At 58.7% G+C, this 17635-nt stretch carries 12 protein-coding genes; 9 read left to right on the top strand and 3 right to left on the bottom strand.

The annotated features are described in order from the left end of the window. Window positions 1–477 precede the first annotated feature (477 nt). On the bottom strand, window positions 478–1392 hold the full coding sequence (locus tag FHW68_RS16885) for a LysR family transcriptional regulator (RefSeq protein WP_095631404.1): 915 nt from the start codon (window positions 1390–1392) through the stop codon (window positions 478–480). Window positions 1393–1661: 269 nt separating this feature from the next. Between FHW68_RS16885 and FHW68_RS16890 the strand changes: the two genes are divergently transcribed. From FHW68_RS16890 to pgm, 4 genes are all read left to right on the top strand, one after another. Next, a complete protein-coding gene (locus tag FHW68_RS16890; RefSeq protein WP_183681551.1) occupies window positions 1662–2684 on the top strand; it encodes a zinc-dependent alcohol dehydrogenase family protein in 1023 nt (340 codons plus the stop codon). 565 nt (window positions 2685–3249) lie between these two features. Then, window positions 3250–4740 carry a hypothetical protein gene (locus FHW68_RS16895; protein WP_095631402.1) on the top strand — a complete coding sequence of 497 codons (1491 nt, stop codon included), beginning with the start codon at window positions 3250–3252 and terminating at the stop codon, window positions 4738–4740. Between the two features lie 67 nt (window positions 4741–4807). Continuing rightward, window positions 4808–6208 carry a PLP-dependent aminotransferase family protein gene (locus tag FHW68_RS16900; protein WP_095631401.1) on the top strand — a complete coding sequence of 467 codons (1401 nt, stop codon included), beginning with the start codon at window positions 4808–4810 and terminating at the stop codon, window positions 6206–6208. A gap of 110 nt (window positions 6209–6318) precedes the next feature. Next, window positions 6319–7965, top strand: a complete 1647-nt coding sequence (pgm, locus tag FHW68_RS16905) for a phosphoglucomutase (alpha-D-glucose-1,6-bisphosphate-dependent) (protein WP_095631400.1) — start codon at window positions 6319–6321, stop codon at window positions 7963–7965. Window positions 7966–8153: 188 nt separating this feature from the next. Here the strand turns inward: pgm and FHW68_RS16910 are convergent, their stop codons facing one another. Beyond that, window positions 8154–8849 (bottom strand): pirin family protein, encoded by a 696-nt coding sequence (locus tag FHW68_RS16910; protein ID WP_095631399.1) that lies wholly within the window; start codon window positions 8847–8849, stop codon window positions 8154–8156. Between the two features lie 278 nt (window positions 8850–9127). Here FHW68_RS16910 and FHW68_RS16915 point away from each other — a divergent pair, with 278 nt between their 5' ends. The 3 genes from FHW68_RS16915 to FHW68_RS16925 all read left to right on the top strand — a co-directional run bounded on the left by FHW68_RS16915 (window position 9128) and on the right by FHW68_RS16925 (window position 14455). Beyond that, window positions 9128–11602 carry a UvrD-helicase domain-containing protein gene (locus FHW68_RS16915; RefSeq protein ID WP_183681554.1) on the top strand — a complete coding sequence of 825 codons (2475 nt, stop codon included), beginning with the start codon at window positions 9128–9130 and terminating at the stop codon, window positions 11600–11602. A 298-nt stretch (window positions 11603–11900) separates the two neighbouring features. Further along, entirely contained in the window at window positions 11901–13277 is a 1377-nt protein-coding gene (locus FHW68_RS16920; protein WP_183681557.1) for a pyridoxal-phosphate dependent enzyme, read from the top strand. Continuing rightward, entirely contained in the window at window positions 13274–14455 is a 1182-nt protein-coding gene (locus tag FHW68_RS16925) for a PLP-dependent aspartate aminotransferase family protein (RefSeq protein ID WP_183681560.1), read from the top strand. Before FHW68_RS16920 ends, FHW68_RS16925 begins: the two co-directional genes overlap by 4 nt. Before the next feature lie 219 nt (window positions 14456–14674). Here FHW68_RS16925 and FHW68_RS16930 read toward each other — a convergent pair whose 3' ends face one another. Then, window positions 14675–14950: a DUF1652 domain-containing protein gene (locus tag FHW68_RS16930; RefSeq protein ID WP_095631396.1), complete on the bottom strand. Its 276-nt coding sequence runs from the start codon at window positions 14948–14950 to the stop codon at window positions 14675–14677. Between the two features lie 394 nt (window positions 14951–15344). Between FHW68_RS16930 and FHW68_RS16935 the strand changes: the two genes are divergently transcribed. Together FHW68_RS16935 and FHW68_RS16940 are read left to right on the top strand one after the other, a co-directional pair. Then, window positions 15345–16751, top strand: coding sequence for an FAD-binding oxidoreductase (locus tag FHW68_RS16935; RefSeq protein WP_183681563.1), 1407 nt, complete (start codon window positions 15345–15347; stop codon window positions 16749–16751). A 199-nt stretch (window positions 16752–16950) separates the two neighbouring features. Next, entirely contained in the window at window positions 16951–17409 is a 459-nt protein-coding gene (locus FHW68_RS16940) for an REP-associated tyrosine transposase (RefSeq protein WP_095631394.1), read from the top strand. Window positions 17410–17635: the final 226 nt, after the last annotated feature.

Consider the following 17635-nt stretch of genomic DNA (forward strand, 5'->3'; position numbering starts at 1 on the left):
ACCAATGCGTGACGAGCAGTGGCACAAGCCAGCGGTGCACAGTGAGGGGTGTCGTTATTGCGTCGCGGAACAACTGCTTGTGTTCGGCGTAGACGCCGACGTTAACCCATGCGCTCATGCTGTTAGCCCTATATTGTTTTTGTAGTGGCTTACTGGCTAGGAAACGATGCTGGTAGACCAGCTTGATCGCGAGTATAGGGTGGCTTTTTTACGATAAGAATTGACAGAAACGCCTGATTGACATGCAAAAATGCACAGCGAAAAGTCAGGTGAACCGGGAAAGACATACGTTTTCTTTTTTGGAATTACAGGTGCTCGCACCGCCAGGGAGTCACCTTTACCTCGTCGAGGGATTGGGGCTGATCTCACTGACGGTTTTTTCCCAATGGCAGGCAAGATGTGGTTGTTCAGCGAGCCACCAAATCCTGAGATGGATGTGGGCTGAATTTCACATTTTTGGAATTAGTGGAGTTCTGTTTAGAGGCTGTCAGGATCCCCGAAAAACATCTGAATCCGCGACCGTAACCACCGCTCACCCGGGTCATTATCCTGCGATCCACGCCAAGCCATGTGCAGCTCAAAACTGCGCACTGGCAATGGCGGATCTTCCGCCCGCACGCCACCGGCTGCAGTCAACGCTTCTGCGGTGTAATCCGGGACAGTGGCGACGATATCAGTCCCGCTGATCAGTGTGCTCAACCCATTGAACTGCGGCACGGCCAGCACGACATGCCGTTTGCGCCCCAGCTTCTCCAGCTCTTCATCGATAAAGCCGCTGAGGTCGCCAGCGAACGAGACCAGCGCGTGGGGGCGGGCGCAGAAGTCATCCAGGCTCAAGGGCCCCGGTACCGTGTCGGCGCGCAACAGTTTCGGCATGCTGCGGCGCAGCACTTTGCGCTTGGCGTTGGCCGGCAGGTCGGCGGTGTAGCTGACACCAATGGAGATCTCGCCCGAGGCGAGCAGGCTCGGCATCAGGATGTAGTTGGCCCGACGTACCACGAGCACGATTCCCGGCGATTCCGCGCGCAGGCGTTTGAGCAGCATCGGCAGCAGTGCGAATTCAACATCATCGGACAAGCCGATGCGGAACACCGCGGTGCTGGTCGCCGGGTCGAATTCCGCCGCGCGACTGACCGCGGTGGAAATCGAATCCAGGGCCGGCGAGAGCAGGGCGAAGATTTCCACCGCCCGGGCGGAAGGCTCCATGCTGCGGCCGGTGCGCACGAACAACGGGTCATCGAACAACCCGCGCAGGCGCGAGAGCGCCGCGCTGATGGCCGGCTGGCCGAGGAACAGTTTCTCCGCAGCGCGGGTCACGCTGCGTTCGTGCATCAGTGTTTCGAAAACGATCAACAGGTTCAGGTCGACACGACGCAGGTCATTACGATTCATCTGGAGTCCTGGCAGATTCAGCAAACTTGACGTGAGCGGACATATGAGAACAATGGCCGGCATGAATCTTACGGGGAAAGACTGGTACTCTGCATAGGGTAATTCAGTTTTTTCTGAAAGGCTGCTTCGGTTTTTCACGGCATTGGATGATGTCGCCGTCGCTGCGGAATCAATGACAGGCATGTCGACTATTAATAGCCACTGATGGTCTTGGGTATAAAGCCCAGATAGAGTTCAGGGCATTAGAGGTTACTTTGACGAGGTTTGCGATGTCCCGCACGATCCGTTTTCACAAGTTTGGTCCAGCCGAGGTGCTCAAATGCGAAGAGCATGCGGTCGCTCTGCCTGCGCCGGGCGAAGTGCAGGTGCGCGTCGAAGCGATAGGCATCAGCTGGTATGACATTCTCTGGCGCCAGAACCTGGCCTCATCCCATGCACGTCTGCCGTCAGGCCTTGGCAGCGAAATGGCCGGTGTGGTCACGGCGCTCGGCGAGGGCGTCGATGACCTGGCTATCGGTGACAAGGTGGCCAGTTTCCCGGCCGAAAGCCCTAACGACTATCCGGTCTATGGCGAACAGATCGTTCTGCCACGTACGGCGCTGACCCGCTACCCGGACGTGCTCAGCCCGATCGAAGCCAGCGTTCATTACACGCCGCTGCTGGTCGCCTACTTTGCCTACGTAGATCTGGCGCGAGTCAAACCCGGGCAATTTGCCTTGGTCACCGACGCCAGCCACTGCGCCGGACCGTCGTTCGTGCAACTGGGCAAAGCCCTTGGTGTGCGGGTGATTGCTGCGACCAAAACCGCGGATGAGCGTGAGTACCTGTTGTCTCTGGGGGCCGAGAAGGTCATCGTCACCGAAGAACAGGATCTGCTGCTGCAGATCAACAAGATCACGGATAACCGCGGTGTCGATGTGGTGTTCGATGGCCTTGGCGGGCCGCAGATGTCGCTGCTCGGCGATGTACTCGCCCCTCGTGGCAGCCTGGTGCTCTATGGCCTGCAAGGGGGCAACCAGACACCATTTCCGGCCTGCGCGGCGTTCCAGAAAAATATTCAGTTCTTCGTGCACTGCATCGGCAACTTCACCGGCAAGCCGGAGCTGGGCATCATCCAGGATCAGGTTGCCTTGCAGCGCGCTCTGCGCGACATCAACCAACTGACCGCCGATCGGGTGCTGTTACCACTAAAAACCCGGGTCTTTCCGTTCTCCGAGTTTGTCGAAGCGCACCGCTATATGGGCGAATGCCCATGTCGCGAACGGGTCGCCCTTCTGGTCGAACCTGCCTGAGCCATGGCTCCTCTCAAGAGTCCGTACCAATACGGACTCTTGTGCTGGCAGTACTCCAAATGAGACGTACCACCGATCTGTCGGTGGGCTGGTTCAGCAACTGAACTGGTTTTTGCTCTCGATCTGTATCTTCTAATCATTATGTAAGCCCTGATAATTGAATGATTACTTTCATCTCAAGGAAAGAGTCATGGCCGAGTATCAGGCTGAAACTCCTCAATGCGCGCCAGCAATATATGCTCAACAAATAATGCGGCGCCGTTCAGTTGTCTTACATTCATGGGCAACTTCTTTCTTTATTTCTTGTGCTAAGTGTCTGTGGGACGCTGTCGGAAATTTCCTAGGAAAATCCGCGGGAGCGCAAGACGCCCGTTCTGCGAGGTGTTGCGCCGATTTTGATCTCCTTGGGTTGTCTGCAGCATTCAATCATTTCAAATAATTACACAATGCTTAAGTGCTAGCATTTGATAACAGCGCCGGCATTCCATTCATGACAAACAACCTGTTGCGCAATACATCTCGTTATTTGCGTGGCATCGAACTTATGAGTCACAGGTAAATAATGATGACCGCTACCCATGATCAGGCAATGAACTATGTTTATCAGCAAATGCTGCAGCGCTTGCTGGGGTTTTTCTCTCGCGCCGAGCGCACGGCATTGCAATTGCTGATTCAGCGTCTGGTGATGTCTGCAGGAGGTTTGGAGCGTATCGGCGATTACAAGGTGTTGTCGATCCAGACCGGGTCCCGCGACAGCTGCTACACCCTGGCGCTACTGCGGGCCGCGCAGCTGAGTATTGCCGGCCGTGCGCCGGCGACGTTTCAGCTGCGTGTGGCGACTTTGCGTTTGAACGGTACGGCCACGACAGCCTTGGAGAACATCCATCGCAGCTGTTGCGCATTGTTTCTCTACGACGATCCCCGGGTCGAAGTGTTAATGGTCGATAATCGCGAAGTCCTGCCGTTCAATCATCTGGCGCCGATCTCCGAAGCTGGTCGCGAGTCCAATCGGCTCAATCTGCTGATGGTCGGACACCGCCGTGTCTGGGACGGGCCGCTTGATCTGTGGGATGACGGCTATCTGGCAACTGGCGAATTCTACGGACAAATCGCCCGCTGGAACCAAGGTGTCGACGCATTGATCAGTAGCGATACACCCCGTCGGCAGAAGCGGTTTCTCGAAGGGTTGAATCGTGCAGCGGCCAAGGCCGGGCTCAAGGCGCCGGAGCGTCAGGGAACGGGCTACGAATGCCTGTTCACGCGACTCGATGAGCTAGGCAGCGATTGCTACCGCGAGTTTTATCCTGGGGCTGCCCGGGCGGCGTGGCGTCCCGCCGAACATTTTGAAGCGTGCCGCCGCACGACCTTCATCGATATTCACGACATGCTGGTCAGCAACCTGGAAGAGCGTTGGCCACTGCTCACCGATTTCCTTGGGTTCCAGCCTGACGAGTTATCGGCTCAGCTCAGTGATAACGACTACGTGAGCTTGTCGATATCCGCGCATCTTCGTGGCTTGCAAGCGTGCTTTGTACAGGGTCGCCGCTACGAGGAAGGCATTGGCGAGTACCTGCAGCGGGCATTGGTGATGATGCGCCGCAAACACGTTCCAGAGCGCTTTTGCGAACAAGCCGTGGAGACCTTCGCCAACCCGATGACGATGATCGACCAGCGTGCCTTGGCGGCGGCTGAAGCACAAAAAAGCCTCGGTTTGAGCGAGGCTCAACTGGTGTGTCTACTGTTTGCCCCGTTTGTCGACAATGGCGCGGCGCTTGAGCATTTTCTCCGTCAGTGCCATCCCGGCATGCTCGTCGCGTTGCCGGATTTGCACCGGGCGATGCAGGGCGGCCCGGCTCCCGAGCAAGTGCTGCAATGGATGGTCGATGTCAGCGGGTTGCCCGTAAGGCTGATCGGTACGCTTTACCGCATGGGGCCGGTGGGTCGGGATGAGGTCCGGGCGCTGGGCATGGAGAGCGCCGAAGAGGGCGGGCAAGCTGAAGTCATGAAGCCTGGCAGTGAAACGACTGTGGCTGGCGAATGGTCGACGGGCCGGTGAAAGTGCCTGGTTCGACGGATCCGACAAGGATGCGTCATGACGTTCGTAGTCTGCTTGGCCGTTACCCATGAAAGGACCACAAGATACCGATTTTGCGTACCAGGCTGTGTACCGTTACCTGACTAACCTGATCAATGAGCCAGGCAGTGACGTGCAAGTGCGCCTGCCCTCATTGCGGCAGTTGGCGCATCGCCTGAGCGTGTCGATCTCGACCATTCAGTACGCGTATTCGCTGTTGGAAAAAGAAGGGCGCGTCTATTCAGTGGCCAAATCAGGCTACTACGCACTCCCTGTGTCCTCTATCGGCATACCCGGTAGCGGCAAGGACCTGCTTGAAACGGTTTATGTCAACGCCAGGCGTCCCGGCATGCTGGTGTTGAGCGCCGATGAACCGGCGTTATTGCAACCCTTGGATAGTCCCTTGCTGTTACTGGAGAGAGAACTGCTGCGCCAGTATCCGCGCCAGCCACAGCCGTCCTCGCAACCCTGCGGCGAGCTGGAACTGCGCACAGCCCTGGCGGCACGCTACACCACTTCGCCAACCCGTTGCTGGCATGCCGATGACGTCTATATCGGCGCTGATCTGCGTGGCGTACTGGAAATATTGATCGCCGTCCTTGGCCTCAAGGATGCTGTGGTGGTGGTCGAATCACCCTGCGACTGGGCCATTCTGCGCCTGTTTAAAGATGCGGATGTGCAAGTGGTGGAGCTGCCGCTGCAAGCCAATGGTGGCCTGGATCCTGAGCAATTGAAGAAATTGCTTGAGACCGAGCAGGTGCGCCTGGTGATGCTTTCATCGCGGCTGAACATGCCCCGCGGCAGTGTGGCACCTGACAGCAACAGGCGCATCACCGCCCAGTTGCTGGAGCGACATGGCAGTTGGGTGCTGGAAAACGATTGTTACGGCGAGCTCGAATTCGAACCGAGCGGCCTGCGGTTTCGTGATCTGCTGAATCCGGATCGGCTGATCGTGTTTTCCACATTCGAGAAAATCATCGGGTCGGAAGCACCCTTCGGCTATCTGCTGTCGCGACAGCTGCGTGGCGAACTGCAACGGCACTTTCTGCTGCGCGCTTTCCGCTTGTCGTTGATTCGTCAGAAAGCCATTGCGCGGCTGTACAGCAACGGACGCATCGATCAACACCTGCTGGTGTTGCGTCGACTGCTCAAGGAACGCATGGTGCAGATGACCCGGTTGCTGGAAGAGCGTCTGCCCGATGCGCTGCACTTCGTCGAGCCCCGAGGCGGGGCAACGATCTGGGTTCGTTCGTTGCGCCAGGTCGATGTGCGTCGCGTGTTCGAGCGTTTGCTCAAGCAGCATGTGGTGATTGCACCGGGTGAGCTGTTCAGTCTCCAAGGCCTGCACGGGCAGCACTTACGCTTGAGTCACACCTTCGGTGGTCACCACGACCTCGCCGATGCATTAGGGCTGTTGGCGGATGCCTTGCGCCTCGAATCGATCGACTGAACCGGGGTGCAAATCGCCCTCGGAACCTGACATTCGATAACGTCGCGCCCGGAGCAAACTGTCAGTAAACTGCGTTCTATCCCCGAACCACTCTTTCTCAGAGGTTTTGCATGACACTCAGTCCTTTTGCGGGCAAACCGGCACCGGCAGAACTGTTGGTCGACATCCCGCGACTGGTAACGGCCTATTACACCGGCCAGCCTGATGCAGCCATTTCTACCCAGCGCGTCGCCTTTGGCACGTCCGGACACCGAGGTAGCTCGTTCGATCTGAGTTTCAACGAATGGCACGTTCTGGCCATCAGCCAGGCGATCTGCCTGTACCGCGAAGCCCAAGGCATTGACGGTCCATTGTTCGTCGGCATCGACACCCACGCACTGTCCACACCCGCCGGTGCCAGCGCCCTGGAAGTCCTGGCGGCAAACGGCGTGACAGTGATGATCGCCGAAGGCGACGAGTACACCCCGACGCCGGCCATTTCCCACGCGATACTTTGCTACAACCGTGGTCGCACCTCGGGCCTGGCAGACGGCATCGTCATTACGCCGTCTCACAACCCGCCACAAAGCGGTGGCTACAAATACAACCCTACCAACGGTGGCCCAGCCGATACCCACATCACCAAATGGATCGAAGCCAAGGCCAACGAGTTGCTGGCGGCCAAACTCGCTGGCGTCAAACGCATCAGCTACGAGCAGGCCCTGAAGGCCAGCACCACCCATCGCCATGATTACCTCAACACCTACGTCGCCGACCTGATCAACGTGATCGACTTCGACGCCATCCGCGATGCGAAGCTGCGCCTGGGCGTCGATCCGCTGGGCGGAGCAGGGGTGCGTTACTGGTCGGCGATTGCCGAGCATTACCGTCTCGACCTGGAGGTGGTGAATAAACAAGTGGATGCGACATTCCGTTTCATGACCGTCGATTGGGACGGGCAGATTCGCATGGACCCATCATCCAGCCACGCCATGCAAGGTTTGATCGGTCTGAAAGAGCGTTTCGACGTGGCCTTTGCCTGTGACCCGGACCATGACCGCCACGGCATCGTGACCCCGTCCGGTGGTTTGCTGGCCCCCAACAACTACCTGGCGGTGTCGATCGATTACCTGTTCCAGAACCGTCCGCTGTGGCGCGCCGATGCGGCCGTGGGTAAAACCGTGGTCAGCAGTGGCTTGATCGATCGCGTCGCCAAGCGTCTGGGCCGTCGCCTGTATGAAGTGCCGGTCGGCTTCAAATGGTTTGCCGACGGCCTGTTCGACGGCTCCCTCGGTTTTGGCGGCGAAGAAAGTGCCGGCGCATCGTTTCTGCGCAAGGACGGGAGTGTCTGGTGCACCGACAAGGATGGCTTGATTCCAGCGCTACTGGCGGCCGAAATGACTGCCCGCACCGGGCGTGATCCAAGTCAGGCCTATCGCACGTTGACGGATGAGTTGGGCGAACCGTTCTCGGTAAGGGTCGATGCCAAGGCCAACCCTGAGCAAAAAGCGCTGCTGAGCAAATTGTCGCCGGAGCAGGTCACCTCGACTCAATTGGCGGGTGAAGCGATCCAGAGCATCCTCAGCCACGCACCGGGCAACGACCAGGCCATTGGCGGTCTGAAAGTCATGACCGAGAATGGTTGGTTCGCGGCGCGTCCGTCGGGTACTGAAGACATCTACAAGATCTATGCGGAAAGCTTTGTCAGTGACGACCACCTCAAGCAGTTGGTGGCAGAAGCTCAGACACTCGTGGATGGCGCGATTTCTGCGAAGTGATTGAGGGCCCTGTGGCGAGGGGGCTTGCCCCCGTTGGGCTGCGAAGCGGCCCCAAGATCTCGAAATTACCGTAGATTTTGCGAGTGCTACGCACTCGAACGGGGGCAAGCCCCCTCGCCACAATGGGCATACAAAAAAGGGGCAACCATCAACGGTCGCCCCTTTTTTTTCGTCGCGCATTTACCCCATCAAGCCACATCTACCAACACAATCTCACTGTCCTCAATCGCCGTCACGCGCAACACCTGCTCCTGCGCAATGGCGACACCGTCTCGAGCTTGTGCACGCAAGCCATTGACGTCAATGATTCCAGTGGCTGGAACCAGATAAGCACGACGACCACTGTCCAGATGATACTCCGCAGACTCCCCGGCCTTCAGGTTCGCCGCCACCAGACGCGCATCGGCGCGAATGGGCAGGCTTTGATCGTCGCCGGCCTTGCCGCTGGCCAGGGTCACAAAACCTTCGCGCTCGCCTTTGGGAAATGGCTTGGCACCCCACGACGGTGCCGAACCGGCTTCATTGGGGATGATCCAGATCTGAAAGATCCGGGTTTCGGTCGCTTCCAGGTTGTATTCGCTGTGGGCGATCCCGGTGCCGGCGCTCATGACTTGCACATCACCTGCTTCGGTGCGGCCCTTGTTGCCGAGGTTGTCCTGATGGGTAATCGCGCCTTCACGAACATAAGTGATGATTTCCATATCACGGTGCGGGTGTTGCGGGAATCCGGTTCCGGGAGCAATCACATCGTCGTTCCACACCCGCAGGTTGCCCCAGTTCATGCGTTTGGGGTCGTAGTACTCGGCGAACGAAAAGTGATGATGGGCGTCCAGCCAGCCATGGTGCGCACCGCCCAGCGAATTGAAGGGTCTGAGTTCAAGCATGATCGTCTCCTGAAAGGTTCGTCATGGGGCAGAAAGCCTGAGCCACAAACGAGAACCGGTGATTGATGGCGAGCATCATCTATCAAGAAATAATCGATAAAAAGCGTAAAAAGTGCCTCAATACAATCGAATTGACTGATATTAAATGACCTCGAAACATTCTTACTGAACCTTCACTTCATCGCATAAGCCAATGACCTGTAAGCATTTCACTAGAACTCAACGGCAAATGCAGACACCATAGCCCTCAACAGCCTCACACCCTGGAGTCCGTCCGCGTGCCGCCACACACCCCCGATCTTCCTCCCGAACTTCGCCCCTTGGCCGAGATGCCTTTGTTCAAGCGTCTGGCTGCCCGTTTTTTGGGTTACAGCCTTACCCGCCTGCGCGCGCAACACCGCGCGTCCTGGCTGCACGGGCAAGCCGACGGTTTTCGCAGCGGCCACAGCGCCGGGGTGGACTACGGCTATAAGGAAGGCAAACTCGAAGGGCTGGAGGAAGGTCGGCAGGTTCTGTTGATTCGCGACTCACGCTCAACCGAACATCGACCGCCCAACGTCGATGACAATCTGTTCGACGATTGGCGCCTGCCGTTGAGTACCGAGCTGAAGAAACGCATGAAGGCCGACGTGGCGCGGCTGTTGCCTGCGCACGCCCAGCCGAGCGCTGCCCAGTGGAAGATGATTTTCAGCGACACACCCTCGACCTCGGTGATCGCCGGGGCGGGCGCGGGCAAATCGACTACCCTGGTGCTGCGAATTCTGCTGCTCAGTCATTACCTGGGGTTTGAGCTGAGCTCGATGACCGTGGTGACCTTCACCCGCGAATCGCGCAAGGATTTCATCAACAAGCTGATCGAGCTGTTTGCAGTCTGGGGCCGGGGAATCAGCCTTAAAGAAGCGCGCGATCTGGTGCGCACGTTCCATTCTCGCATTTTGCCGATGGTCCGCAGCCTGGCGGGTTTCGAGCGGCTGCAAGCGTTCGAAAACCTCAGTCACCGCCTACAAGGCGGCGATGAGGAAGTCGACAGCAACCCCTTCGACCTGCGCATCAACGACGCCCAGCGCCAGCAACTCAACGCCTGCTATCACAGCCTGCACACCCGCGATGAACGTTTTCGCGAGTTGATCAAGCCGTTGTCGCGTCATGCCTTGCAACTCAAGGAGCTGGAGCGTGATCACCCGGACGTGCAGAAGCGCATGGCGGTGACTGAACTCGCCGCCAAGCGCGATGAAGAACTGTGCGACACAATCGAAGACCTATGGTTTCGTGCCGGCGCCTGGCCGATCAAGGGCATCGAACCGAAGCGTCAGACTTTCGATATCAACGGTTCGACCTTTCATTGTCACGGCTACATTCCGACGCTGGACGCTTGGGTGGTGCTGGGTTTCGATCCCCGGGAAAATCCTCAGGTCAGCCGTCCGAATGCCAGGCTTTCAGTGCGCGCAGAATGGGCGGTAAAACGCACCCTGTTTCAAGCTTTCTGTCGTAAACCTTTGATTTGGCTAGACAGTTATGAGTCTTCAAAGCGCGTTTTGGCCTCCCTTGCCGGGGACGCCAGCGCCGGGCCGGGCTTCGATTACAAGGTCAAGGGCGAGCTCGGCTCCGCGCCCTTGCTGGACTGTTTTGTCGCGGCGGCCGGGTTTATTGAAAACCTCGGCCTGGATGTGCCGGATGCCGTGGGCCAGATGAGTTTCGCCAAGGATGACCCGGACCGCTTTTTCTTCGAGGCGTTGAGCCTGTTTTGGCGAGCATTGGAAGACCATCTGCTGGATCAATCGCCACCGGTGATGACTTACAACCGGATGTTCGCCTTGTTCAGCGAGCATTCGCCGGAGAACCTCAAACTGCTGAGCGATGAGCTGCTCAGGCCCATGTCGCACTTGATGATCGACGAGTTTCAGGACATATCACCGCAGATCGTTTCGTGGATTCGCGCCAGCCTGGCGGAGATTCGCAGTCGCGGACCGGCCATGCATGTAGGGCGCGGCGCGCAGCGTTCGTCCTTGCTGTGTGTCGGTGATGACTGGCAGTCCATCTATGGCTGGCGCGGCAGCTCGCCGACTTACTTCATGGAATTCAACAAGGAGTTCCCGTCGCCGAGCACGACCAAAGTGATGCTCAGCGACAACTACCGTAGCCATCAGCACATCATCGATGCGGCGGAGCATATTGTCCGCGCGGCGCCGGCGATCGCTGGCAAGAAGGCCAAGGCCAGCGGCGAACCCAAAGCACTGCTGCCGGTGAATGTGCTCGATCGGGATGACCAGGGCTTGGCCCAGCGCCTGATCGAGCACTATAGAAAAGGCGATTCAATCTTGATGCTTTATCGAAAAAGCAGCGATAAGTCATTGATTGAAGAGCATATTCAGTCCGTAGTTAATGTGGATTCCAGCTTGCCCTACGACGCTCGGCGGCTCAAACAACTCACCTATCACAGCGCCAAAGGCCTGCAGGCTGATGCGGTATTCCTGCTGGGCGATTGCCAGCACCTGACCAGTTCACCCTACAAGAACCAGGTCTATCGCATGGCCGGACTCGGCAAGGCGGGTGACAGCGAGCCTTACGACAGCGCACAAAAAGACGAGATTCTGCGACTGGCTTACGTGGGCATCACTCGAGCCGTCAGTCATTGCTACTGGTATGTCGATGGCCAGGATACCTCGGCTGCGAACCTGCCCAAGGCTTCCGACCGGATCGGCAAGGGCAAGGCGTTCTTCGCTGATCATCGCCAGGGAAAAGTGTCTGCCTGACCAAAAGGGTCTTGAGCAGAAAACCTGTGGCGAGGGAGCTTGCTCCGGCTTGAGTGCGTAGCACTCACAAAAAATGGGCGCTTGTCGAATTTTTGGGTCCGCTACGCGACCCAGCGCGAGCAAGCTCGCTCGCCACAAAGGCAGGCATGGCTGAAGAGGTACCGACTGGCTGTGAAAAGTTGCGGGGGGCGCAATCCCGGCCTATGGTCCAAGGCGAGGCTTTGCTTGCGACTGGCGCGCAATGATTCGCCGCAGGTCGCTGTCCTTCCAATGCGGATACATGCAGCGAGGTGACGACATGCCGAACGACTCCCGTCCCGCCGTGCTCGAACTGATCGGCAATACGCCCCTGGTGCGTGTCAGCCGTTTCGATACCGGCCCCTGTACGCTGTTTCTCAAACTCGAATCACAGAACCCCGGCGGCTCGATCAAGGATCGCATCGGCCTGGCAATGATCGATGCCGCCGAGCGCGATGGCCGCCTGAGACCCGGCGGCACCATCGTCGAGGCCACCGCCGGCAACACCGGCCTCGGCTTGGCCCTGGTCGGTCGGGCCAAGGGGTATCGGGTGGTGTTGGTGGTGCCGGACAAGATGTCCACCGAAAAGGTTCTGCACCTCAAGGCCATGGGCGCCGAAGTGCACATCACCCGTTCCGATGTCGGCAAAGGTCATCCAGATTATTACCAGGACGTCGCTGCGCGGTTGGCGCGGGACATTCCCGACGCCTTCTTCGCCGATCAATTCAACAACCCGGCCAACCCGCTGGCCCACGAGTGCAGCACCGCTCCGGAGATCTGGGCGCAGACTCAGCATGATGTGGATGCCATCGTTGTCGGCGTGGGTTCGGCCGGCACATTGACCGGGCTGACCCGTTTCTTTCAGCGCGTACAACCGAACCTGGAAATGGTGCTGGCCGATCCAGTCGGTTCGGTGATGGCCGAATACAGCCGCAGCGGCACCCTGGGTACGCCCGGTTCCTGGGCGGTGGAGGGCATTGGCGAAGACTTCATTCCGTCGATTGCCGACCTGTCCAGCGTGCGTAAGGCATATTCGATCAGCGACGAGGAAAGCTTCGATCATGCCCGCCAACTGCTGCGCGCCGAAGGCATTCTCGGCGGCTCTTCGACCGGTACGTTGCTGGCTGCGGCATTGCGTTACTGCCGCGAGCAGACCAAGCCGAAGCGGGTGGTCAGTTTTGTCTGCGACACCGGCACCCGCTACCTGTCGAAGGTCTACAACGACCAGTGGATGAATGACCAGGGGCTGCTGGCGCGCAAGCGTTACGGTGATTTGCGAGACTTGATCGCGCGGCGTTTCGAGGATGGCCGGGTGGTCAGCGTCGGTCCGGACGACACGCTGCTCACCGCGTTCCAGCGCATGCGCCTGGCGGATGTGTCGCAACTGCCGGTGCTGGTGGACGGGCAGCGGCTGGTCGGCGTGATCGATGAGTCCGACATTCTGCTGGGCGTGCACGAAGACGCTTCGCACTTCCGTATGCCGGTGAGCAGTGCGATGACCGACAAGCTTGAAACCCTGCTTCCCGGCGCCAGTCTTGCTGAGCTGGAGACGGTGCTCGATCGTGGGTTGGTGGCGATTATCGCCGACACTTCGGGCTTCCACGGCCTGATTACTCGCGTCGACATGCTCAATCACTTGCGGAGATCCCTCGCATGAGTCAGCACGATGAAACCGCCAAGCCACGCGCCTTCGCCACCCGTGTTATCCATGCCGGGCAGACGCCGGATCCTTCCACCGGGGCGCTGATGCCGCCGATTTACGCCAACTCCACCTATCTGCAACAGAGCCCCGGTGTGCATAAGGGCTTCGACTACGGACGTTCGCACAACCCGACGCGCTTTGCGCTGGAGCGTTGCGTGGCGGATCTCGAGGGCGGTACCCAGGCCTTCGCCTTCGCTTCCGGGCTGGCGGCGATCGCCAACGTGCTCGAACTGCTCGACGCCGGCGCCCACATTGTCTCCGGCAATGACCTGTACGGCGGCACATTCCGGCTGTTCGACAAGGTGCGCCAGCGCAGTGCCGGACATCGGTTCAGTTTTGTCGATCTGACCGATCTGACGACCTTCGAAGCGTCGCTGCAAGACGACACGCGGATGGTCTGGGTCGAGACGCCGAGCAATCCTTTGCTGAGCCTCACGGATCTCGCTGGCGTCGCGCGTATCTGTCGTCAGCGAGGCATCATCTGTGTGGCCGACAATACCTTCGCCAGCCCGTGGATACAGCGGCCGTTGGCGTTGGGTTTCGATATCGTGCTGCACTCGACGACCAAGTACCTGAACGGTCACTCCGACGTGATCGGCGGCATCGCGGTGGTCGGGCAGAACGCTGAACTGGCCGAGCGCCTGGGTTTCCTGCAAAACGCGGTGGGGGCTATCGCCGGCCCGTTCGACGCTTTTCTCACATTGCGCGGGGTGAAGACCCTGGCATTGCGCATGGAACGTCACTGCAGCAATGCGCTGGAGCTGGCGCAATGGCTGGAGCGTCAGCCACAAGTGGCGCGCGTTTACTACCCAGGCCTGCCATCACACCCGCAGCACGAACTGGCGCGGCGGCAGATGCATGGGTTCGGCGGGATGATTGCCCTCGATCTGAACGGCGACCTGGCGGGTGCCAAACGTTTCCTCGAGAGTGTGCGGATCTTCGCCCTGGCCGAGAGCCTGGGCGGGGTGGAAAGCCTGATCGAGCACCCGGCGATCATGACCCATGCCACCATCCCCGTCGAAACCCGGGCACAACTGGGCATCGGCGATGCGCTGGTGCGTTTGTCAGTGGGGGTTGAGGATGTCGAAGACTTGCGTGGCGATCTGGCTCAGGCGTTGATGCGGATCGGTTAAACGTTTAAGCCGCAAGGCAGACTTTGTAGCAGCTGCCGAGCCTGCGAGGCTGCGTTCGGCGGCGAAGCCGTCGTGAATCCGGCTGACACGGTCTGCCTGATACACCGCGAGTTCTGATTTTACGACGGCTTCGCCGCCGAACGCCGCCTCGCGCTGCTCGGCAGCTGCTACAAAAAGCCCGCTAATGTTATGAGCGGGCTTTTTGTCGGGTGCCGACCATCAGGCATAACTCCTGAGGGCCTGCGGCGGAATGAAGGTTTCCAGCTCATCTTCAACCGCTTCGATAATTCGTTCTACATCCGCCGCATTCATGACCGTTGCGCAAGGAATGCCGGCAATGGCGATCATGGTTTCGCCACTGGCGCGGTCGAACAGACGGGCAACCATGCTGCCCGGCGCATCCATGGTTGCTTCGAAACCCATGGGATGAAAATGCCAGCGCATCAACTGGCAGGCATTTGGAAAAGTGACCTTGCTGAAAGACCCTTTATTCATGTGTTGCCCACCTTATTCATCGAGCGCTTCCTTTAGCTCATGTTAGGAGGGAAGAACCTTCAGTGGTTCAACCGTTGACTGTCTTTAAAAGTAGCATCCAGATGTGAAAATCATGTGGATTTTTTCAGTCCGTTTAGCGATTGGTTCATTTTTTCTTGATGCAGATCACGAGACATGGATTTATCGACCAAAGACCCCTATTGGCGGAGCATTCCAGGGGGGGCATTGAAGCCTGGCGAGAACTTCGGCAAGCTCGGTTTTCTCGTCGAGTCTTTTACGCACACCGACGATGGTCCGATGCAAATCAGGCCACGGGCGAGACAGCTGGCAACCGTGGACAGAACCCGCCCCCCCAGGATCGACATCATCGAAGTTTTGAGCAGCGGAGTCTTGCATGTCGGCGTGGCGCACGATCAGTTTATGGATGGATCAACTCGACGAGCCCTTGCTGGCGCGCCCGGCACTGGAGCAGGACCTGGACGTCGACGTGGCCATCATTGGCGCCGGATACACCGGGCTCTGGACCGCGTACTACCTCAAGCGCCTGGCACCGGGGTTGAACATTGCCGTCGTCGAAGCAAACATCGCGGGTTTTGGTGCGTCGGGCCGTAACGGCGGCTGGTTGATGGGCAACCTGCTAGGCGAAGACCGCTTGCTCGCCGATTTACCGGCGCAACAGCGTCGCGCCTCTTTCGATCTGCTGCACGGCATCCCTGATGAAGTTGAGATCATCCTCGAACGCGAAGGCATCGACTGCGATTATCGTAAAGGCGGGGTGCTTTACTGTGCTGCGCGTTATCCAGAGCAGGAAGCCAGCCTGCGCCAATATCTGGACTCGCTCTACCGCCAAGGGCTGAGCGAAAGCGACTACCGCTGGCTCACTCCCCGGCAATTGGCGCAACAGATCAGAATTGCCAAACCTTATGGCGGTATCCATGCACCGCATGTCGCAACCATTCACCCGGCAAAGTTGGTGCGAGGTCTGGCGCGGACAGTAGAGCGCATGGGGGTCAACATCTATGAAAACAGTCCGATCACTCAATGGCAGCCGGGCCGTCTGCGCACGGCCAAGGCCCAGGTCCGCAGCCATTGGATCGTGCCGGCGGTAGAAGGGTACGCGGCCACATTGCCGCCGTTGGGCCGTTATCAATTACCGGTGCAGAGTTTGCTGGTGGCAACCGAACCGCTGTCCGCCGCGACTTGGGATGAAATCGGCCTCAGTCGTGGTCAGGCCTTTAGCGAAAGCAGCCGCCAAGTCACCTATGGTCAGCGCACGGCAGATAACCGCTTGGTGTTCGGCGCCCGTGGCGGCTACCAATTTGCTGGCAAGTTGCGCCATGACTTCGACTTGACCAGCGGCGAAGTGGCGTTGCGGCGTTACCTGTTCAGCGAACTTTTCCCGCAGCTCAAGAACGTACGAATCACCCATGCCTGGGGCGGCAACCTGGGCATGTCCCGGCGCTTCAAGCCGCACATGGTCTGCGATCAGGCCAGCGGCATCGCCTTGTCCGGCGGTTATGGCGGGGAGGGCGTCGGTGCCAGCAACCTCGGCGGCCGGACGCTGGCCGACCTGATTCTTCAGCGCGACACCGATTTGGTTCGCCAGCCGTGGGTCATTCCTCAGGGCGGTCTCGACGCACTCAAAGCCTGGGAGCCCGAGCCCTGTCGCTGGCTGGGCTACAACGCGATCATCCGCAGCTTCGTCCACGAAGACCAGACCCTGGCTAACCCGGCCACCGCGCCCTGGCGACGCAAACTGGCCAGCCGGGTCGCGGGGTTCATGGAAGGTTTCATGCACTGAACGGTGACGAGTCTGATGTTGCCAGTCCAAGTGCAACAATGAGCAGGGTTTATCCGTGGCTGGAAACGGGTGCGGATGCGGGATTGAAAAAGATTCGTACGGGTAGCTGAGCGGTCATATCTTGTTGCCAATGGCGCCGGTCGGGTTGACTGCAACGGTTTAGATTCCATGCCTTCTGTCAAGACAAGGAGGCAATGGAATGCCTGTCTGTTCGAAAGCTGGTCATCTGCGCATAGGGCGTTATTCCGAGCCTGGCCGCATCTACTTGTTAACAGCCGTCGTTCACGAACGGCAGCCAATTTTTACCGATTGGCGCATGGGGAGGCTGGTTGCCCAACAATTACATCTGGCTCAGGAGGAGCATTGGGCAGATTTTCTGACTTGGGTGGTGATGCCAGACCATATGCACTGTTTGGTACAACTTCGGGATAGAACGTTGGCCGAGTTGATGTGCCGAATCAAATCCCGTAGCGGTCTGGCCGTTAATCAGGCGCTGGGGCGGAAAGGGCGTTTGTGGCAGAAGGGCTACCATGATCGTGCGGTTCGGCGAGAGGAGGATGTGAAAGGCCTCGCTCGGTATGTTGTTGCCAATCCCGTTCGGTCGGGATTGGTTACACGTGTCCATGATTATCCGCTGTGGGATGCGTGTTGGCTGTGATTTTACGACTGCTGCGCAGCCGAACGCAGGCTACGCCAGCTGCTACAAAAATCGTGGTGCACCGAGACCTGTAGCAGCTGCCGAAGGCTGCGTTCGGCTGCGCAGCAGTCGTGAAAATCGATCATCTCGACGTGGTAGCCATGCCAAACGCAGGCTAGGCCAGCTGCTACAAAAATCGTGGTGCACCGAGACCTGTAGCAGCTGCGGAAGGCTGCGTTCGGCTGCG

It is taken from the genome of Pseudomonas sp. Tn43 (assembly GCF_014192635.1).
GTDB lineage: Bacteria > Pseudomonadota > Gammaproteobacteria > Pseudomonadales > Pseudomonadaceae > Aquipseudomonas.

Coding starts and splice junctions, on each gene's coding strand:
- pgm (WP_095631400.1), top strand. CDS start 6,319: ATGACACTCAGTCCTTTTGCGGGCAAACCGGCACCGGCAGAACTGTTG.
- FHW68_RS16940 (WP_095631394.1), top strand. CDS start 16,951: ATGCCTGTCTGTTCGAAAGCTGGTCATCTGCGCATAGGGCGTTATTCC.
- FHW68_RS16930 (WP_095631396.1), bottom strand. CDS start 14,950: ATGAATAAAGGGTCTTTCAGCAAGGTCACTTTTCCAAATGCCTGCCAG.
- FHW68_RS16920 (WP_183681557.1), top strand. CDS start 11,901: ATGCCGAACGACTCCCGTCCCGCCGTGCTCGAACTGATCGGCAATACG.
- FHW68_RS16910 (WP_095631399.1), bottom strand. CDS start 8,849: ATGCTTGAACTCAGACCCTTCAATTCGCTGGGCGGTGCGCACCATGGC.
- FHW68_RS16895 (WP_095631402.1), top strand. CDS start 3,250: ATGACCGCTACCCATGATCAGGCAATGAACTATGTTTATCAGCAAATG.
- FHW68_RS16935 (WP_183681563.1), top strand. CDS start 15,345: ATGTCGGCGTGGCGCACGATCAGTTTATGGATGGATCAACTCGACGAG.
- FHW68_RS16925 (WP_183681560.1), top strand. CDS start 13,274: ATGAGTCAGCACGATGAAACCGCCAAGCCACGCGCCTTCGCCACCCGT.
- FHW68_RS16885 (WP_095631404.1), bottom strand. CDS start 1,392: ATGAATCGTAATGACCTGCGTCGTGTCGACCTGAACCTGTTGATCGTT.
- FHW68_RS16890 (WP_183681551.1), top strand. CDS start 1,662: ATGTCCCGCACGATCCGTTTTCACAAGTTTGGTCCAGCCGAGGTGCTC.
- FHW68_RS16900 (WP_095631401.1), top strand. CDS start 4,808: ATGAAAGGACCACAAGATACCGATTTTGCGTACCAGGCTGTGTACCGT.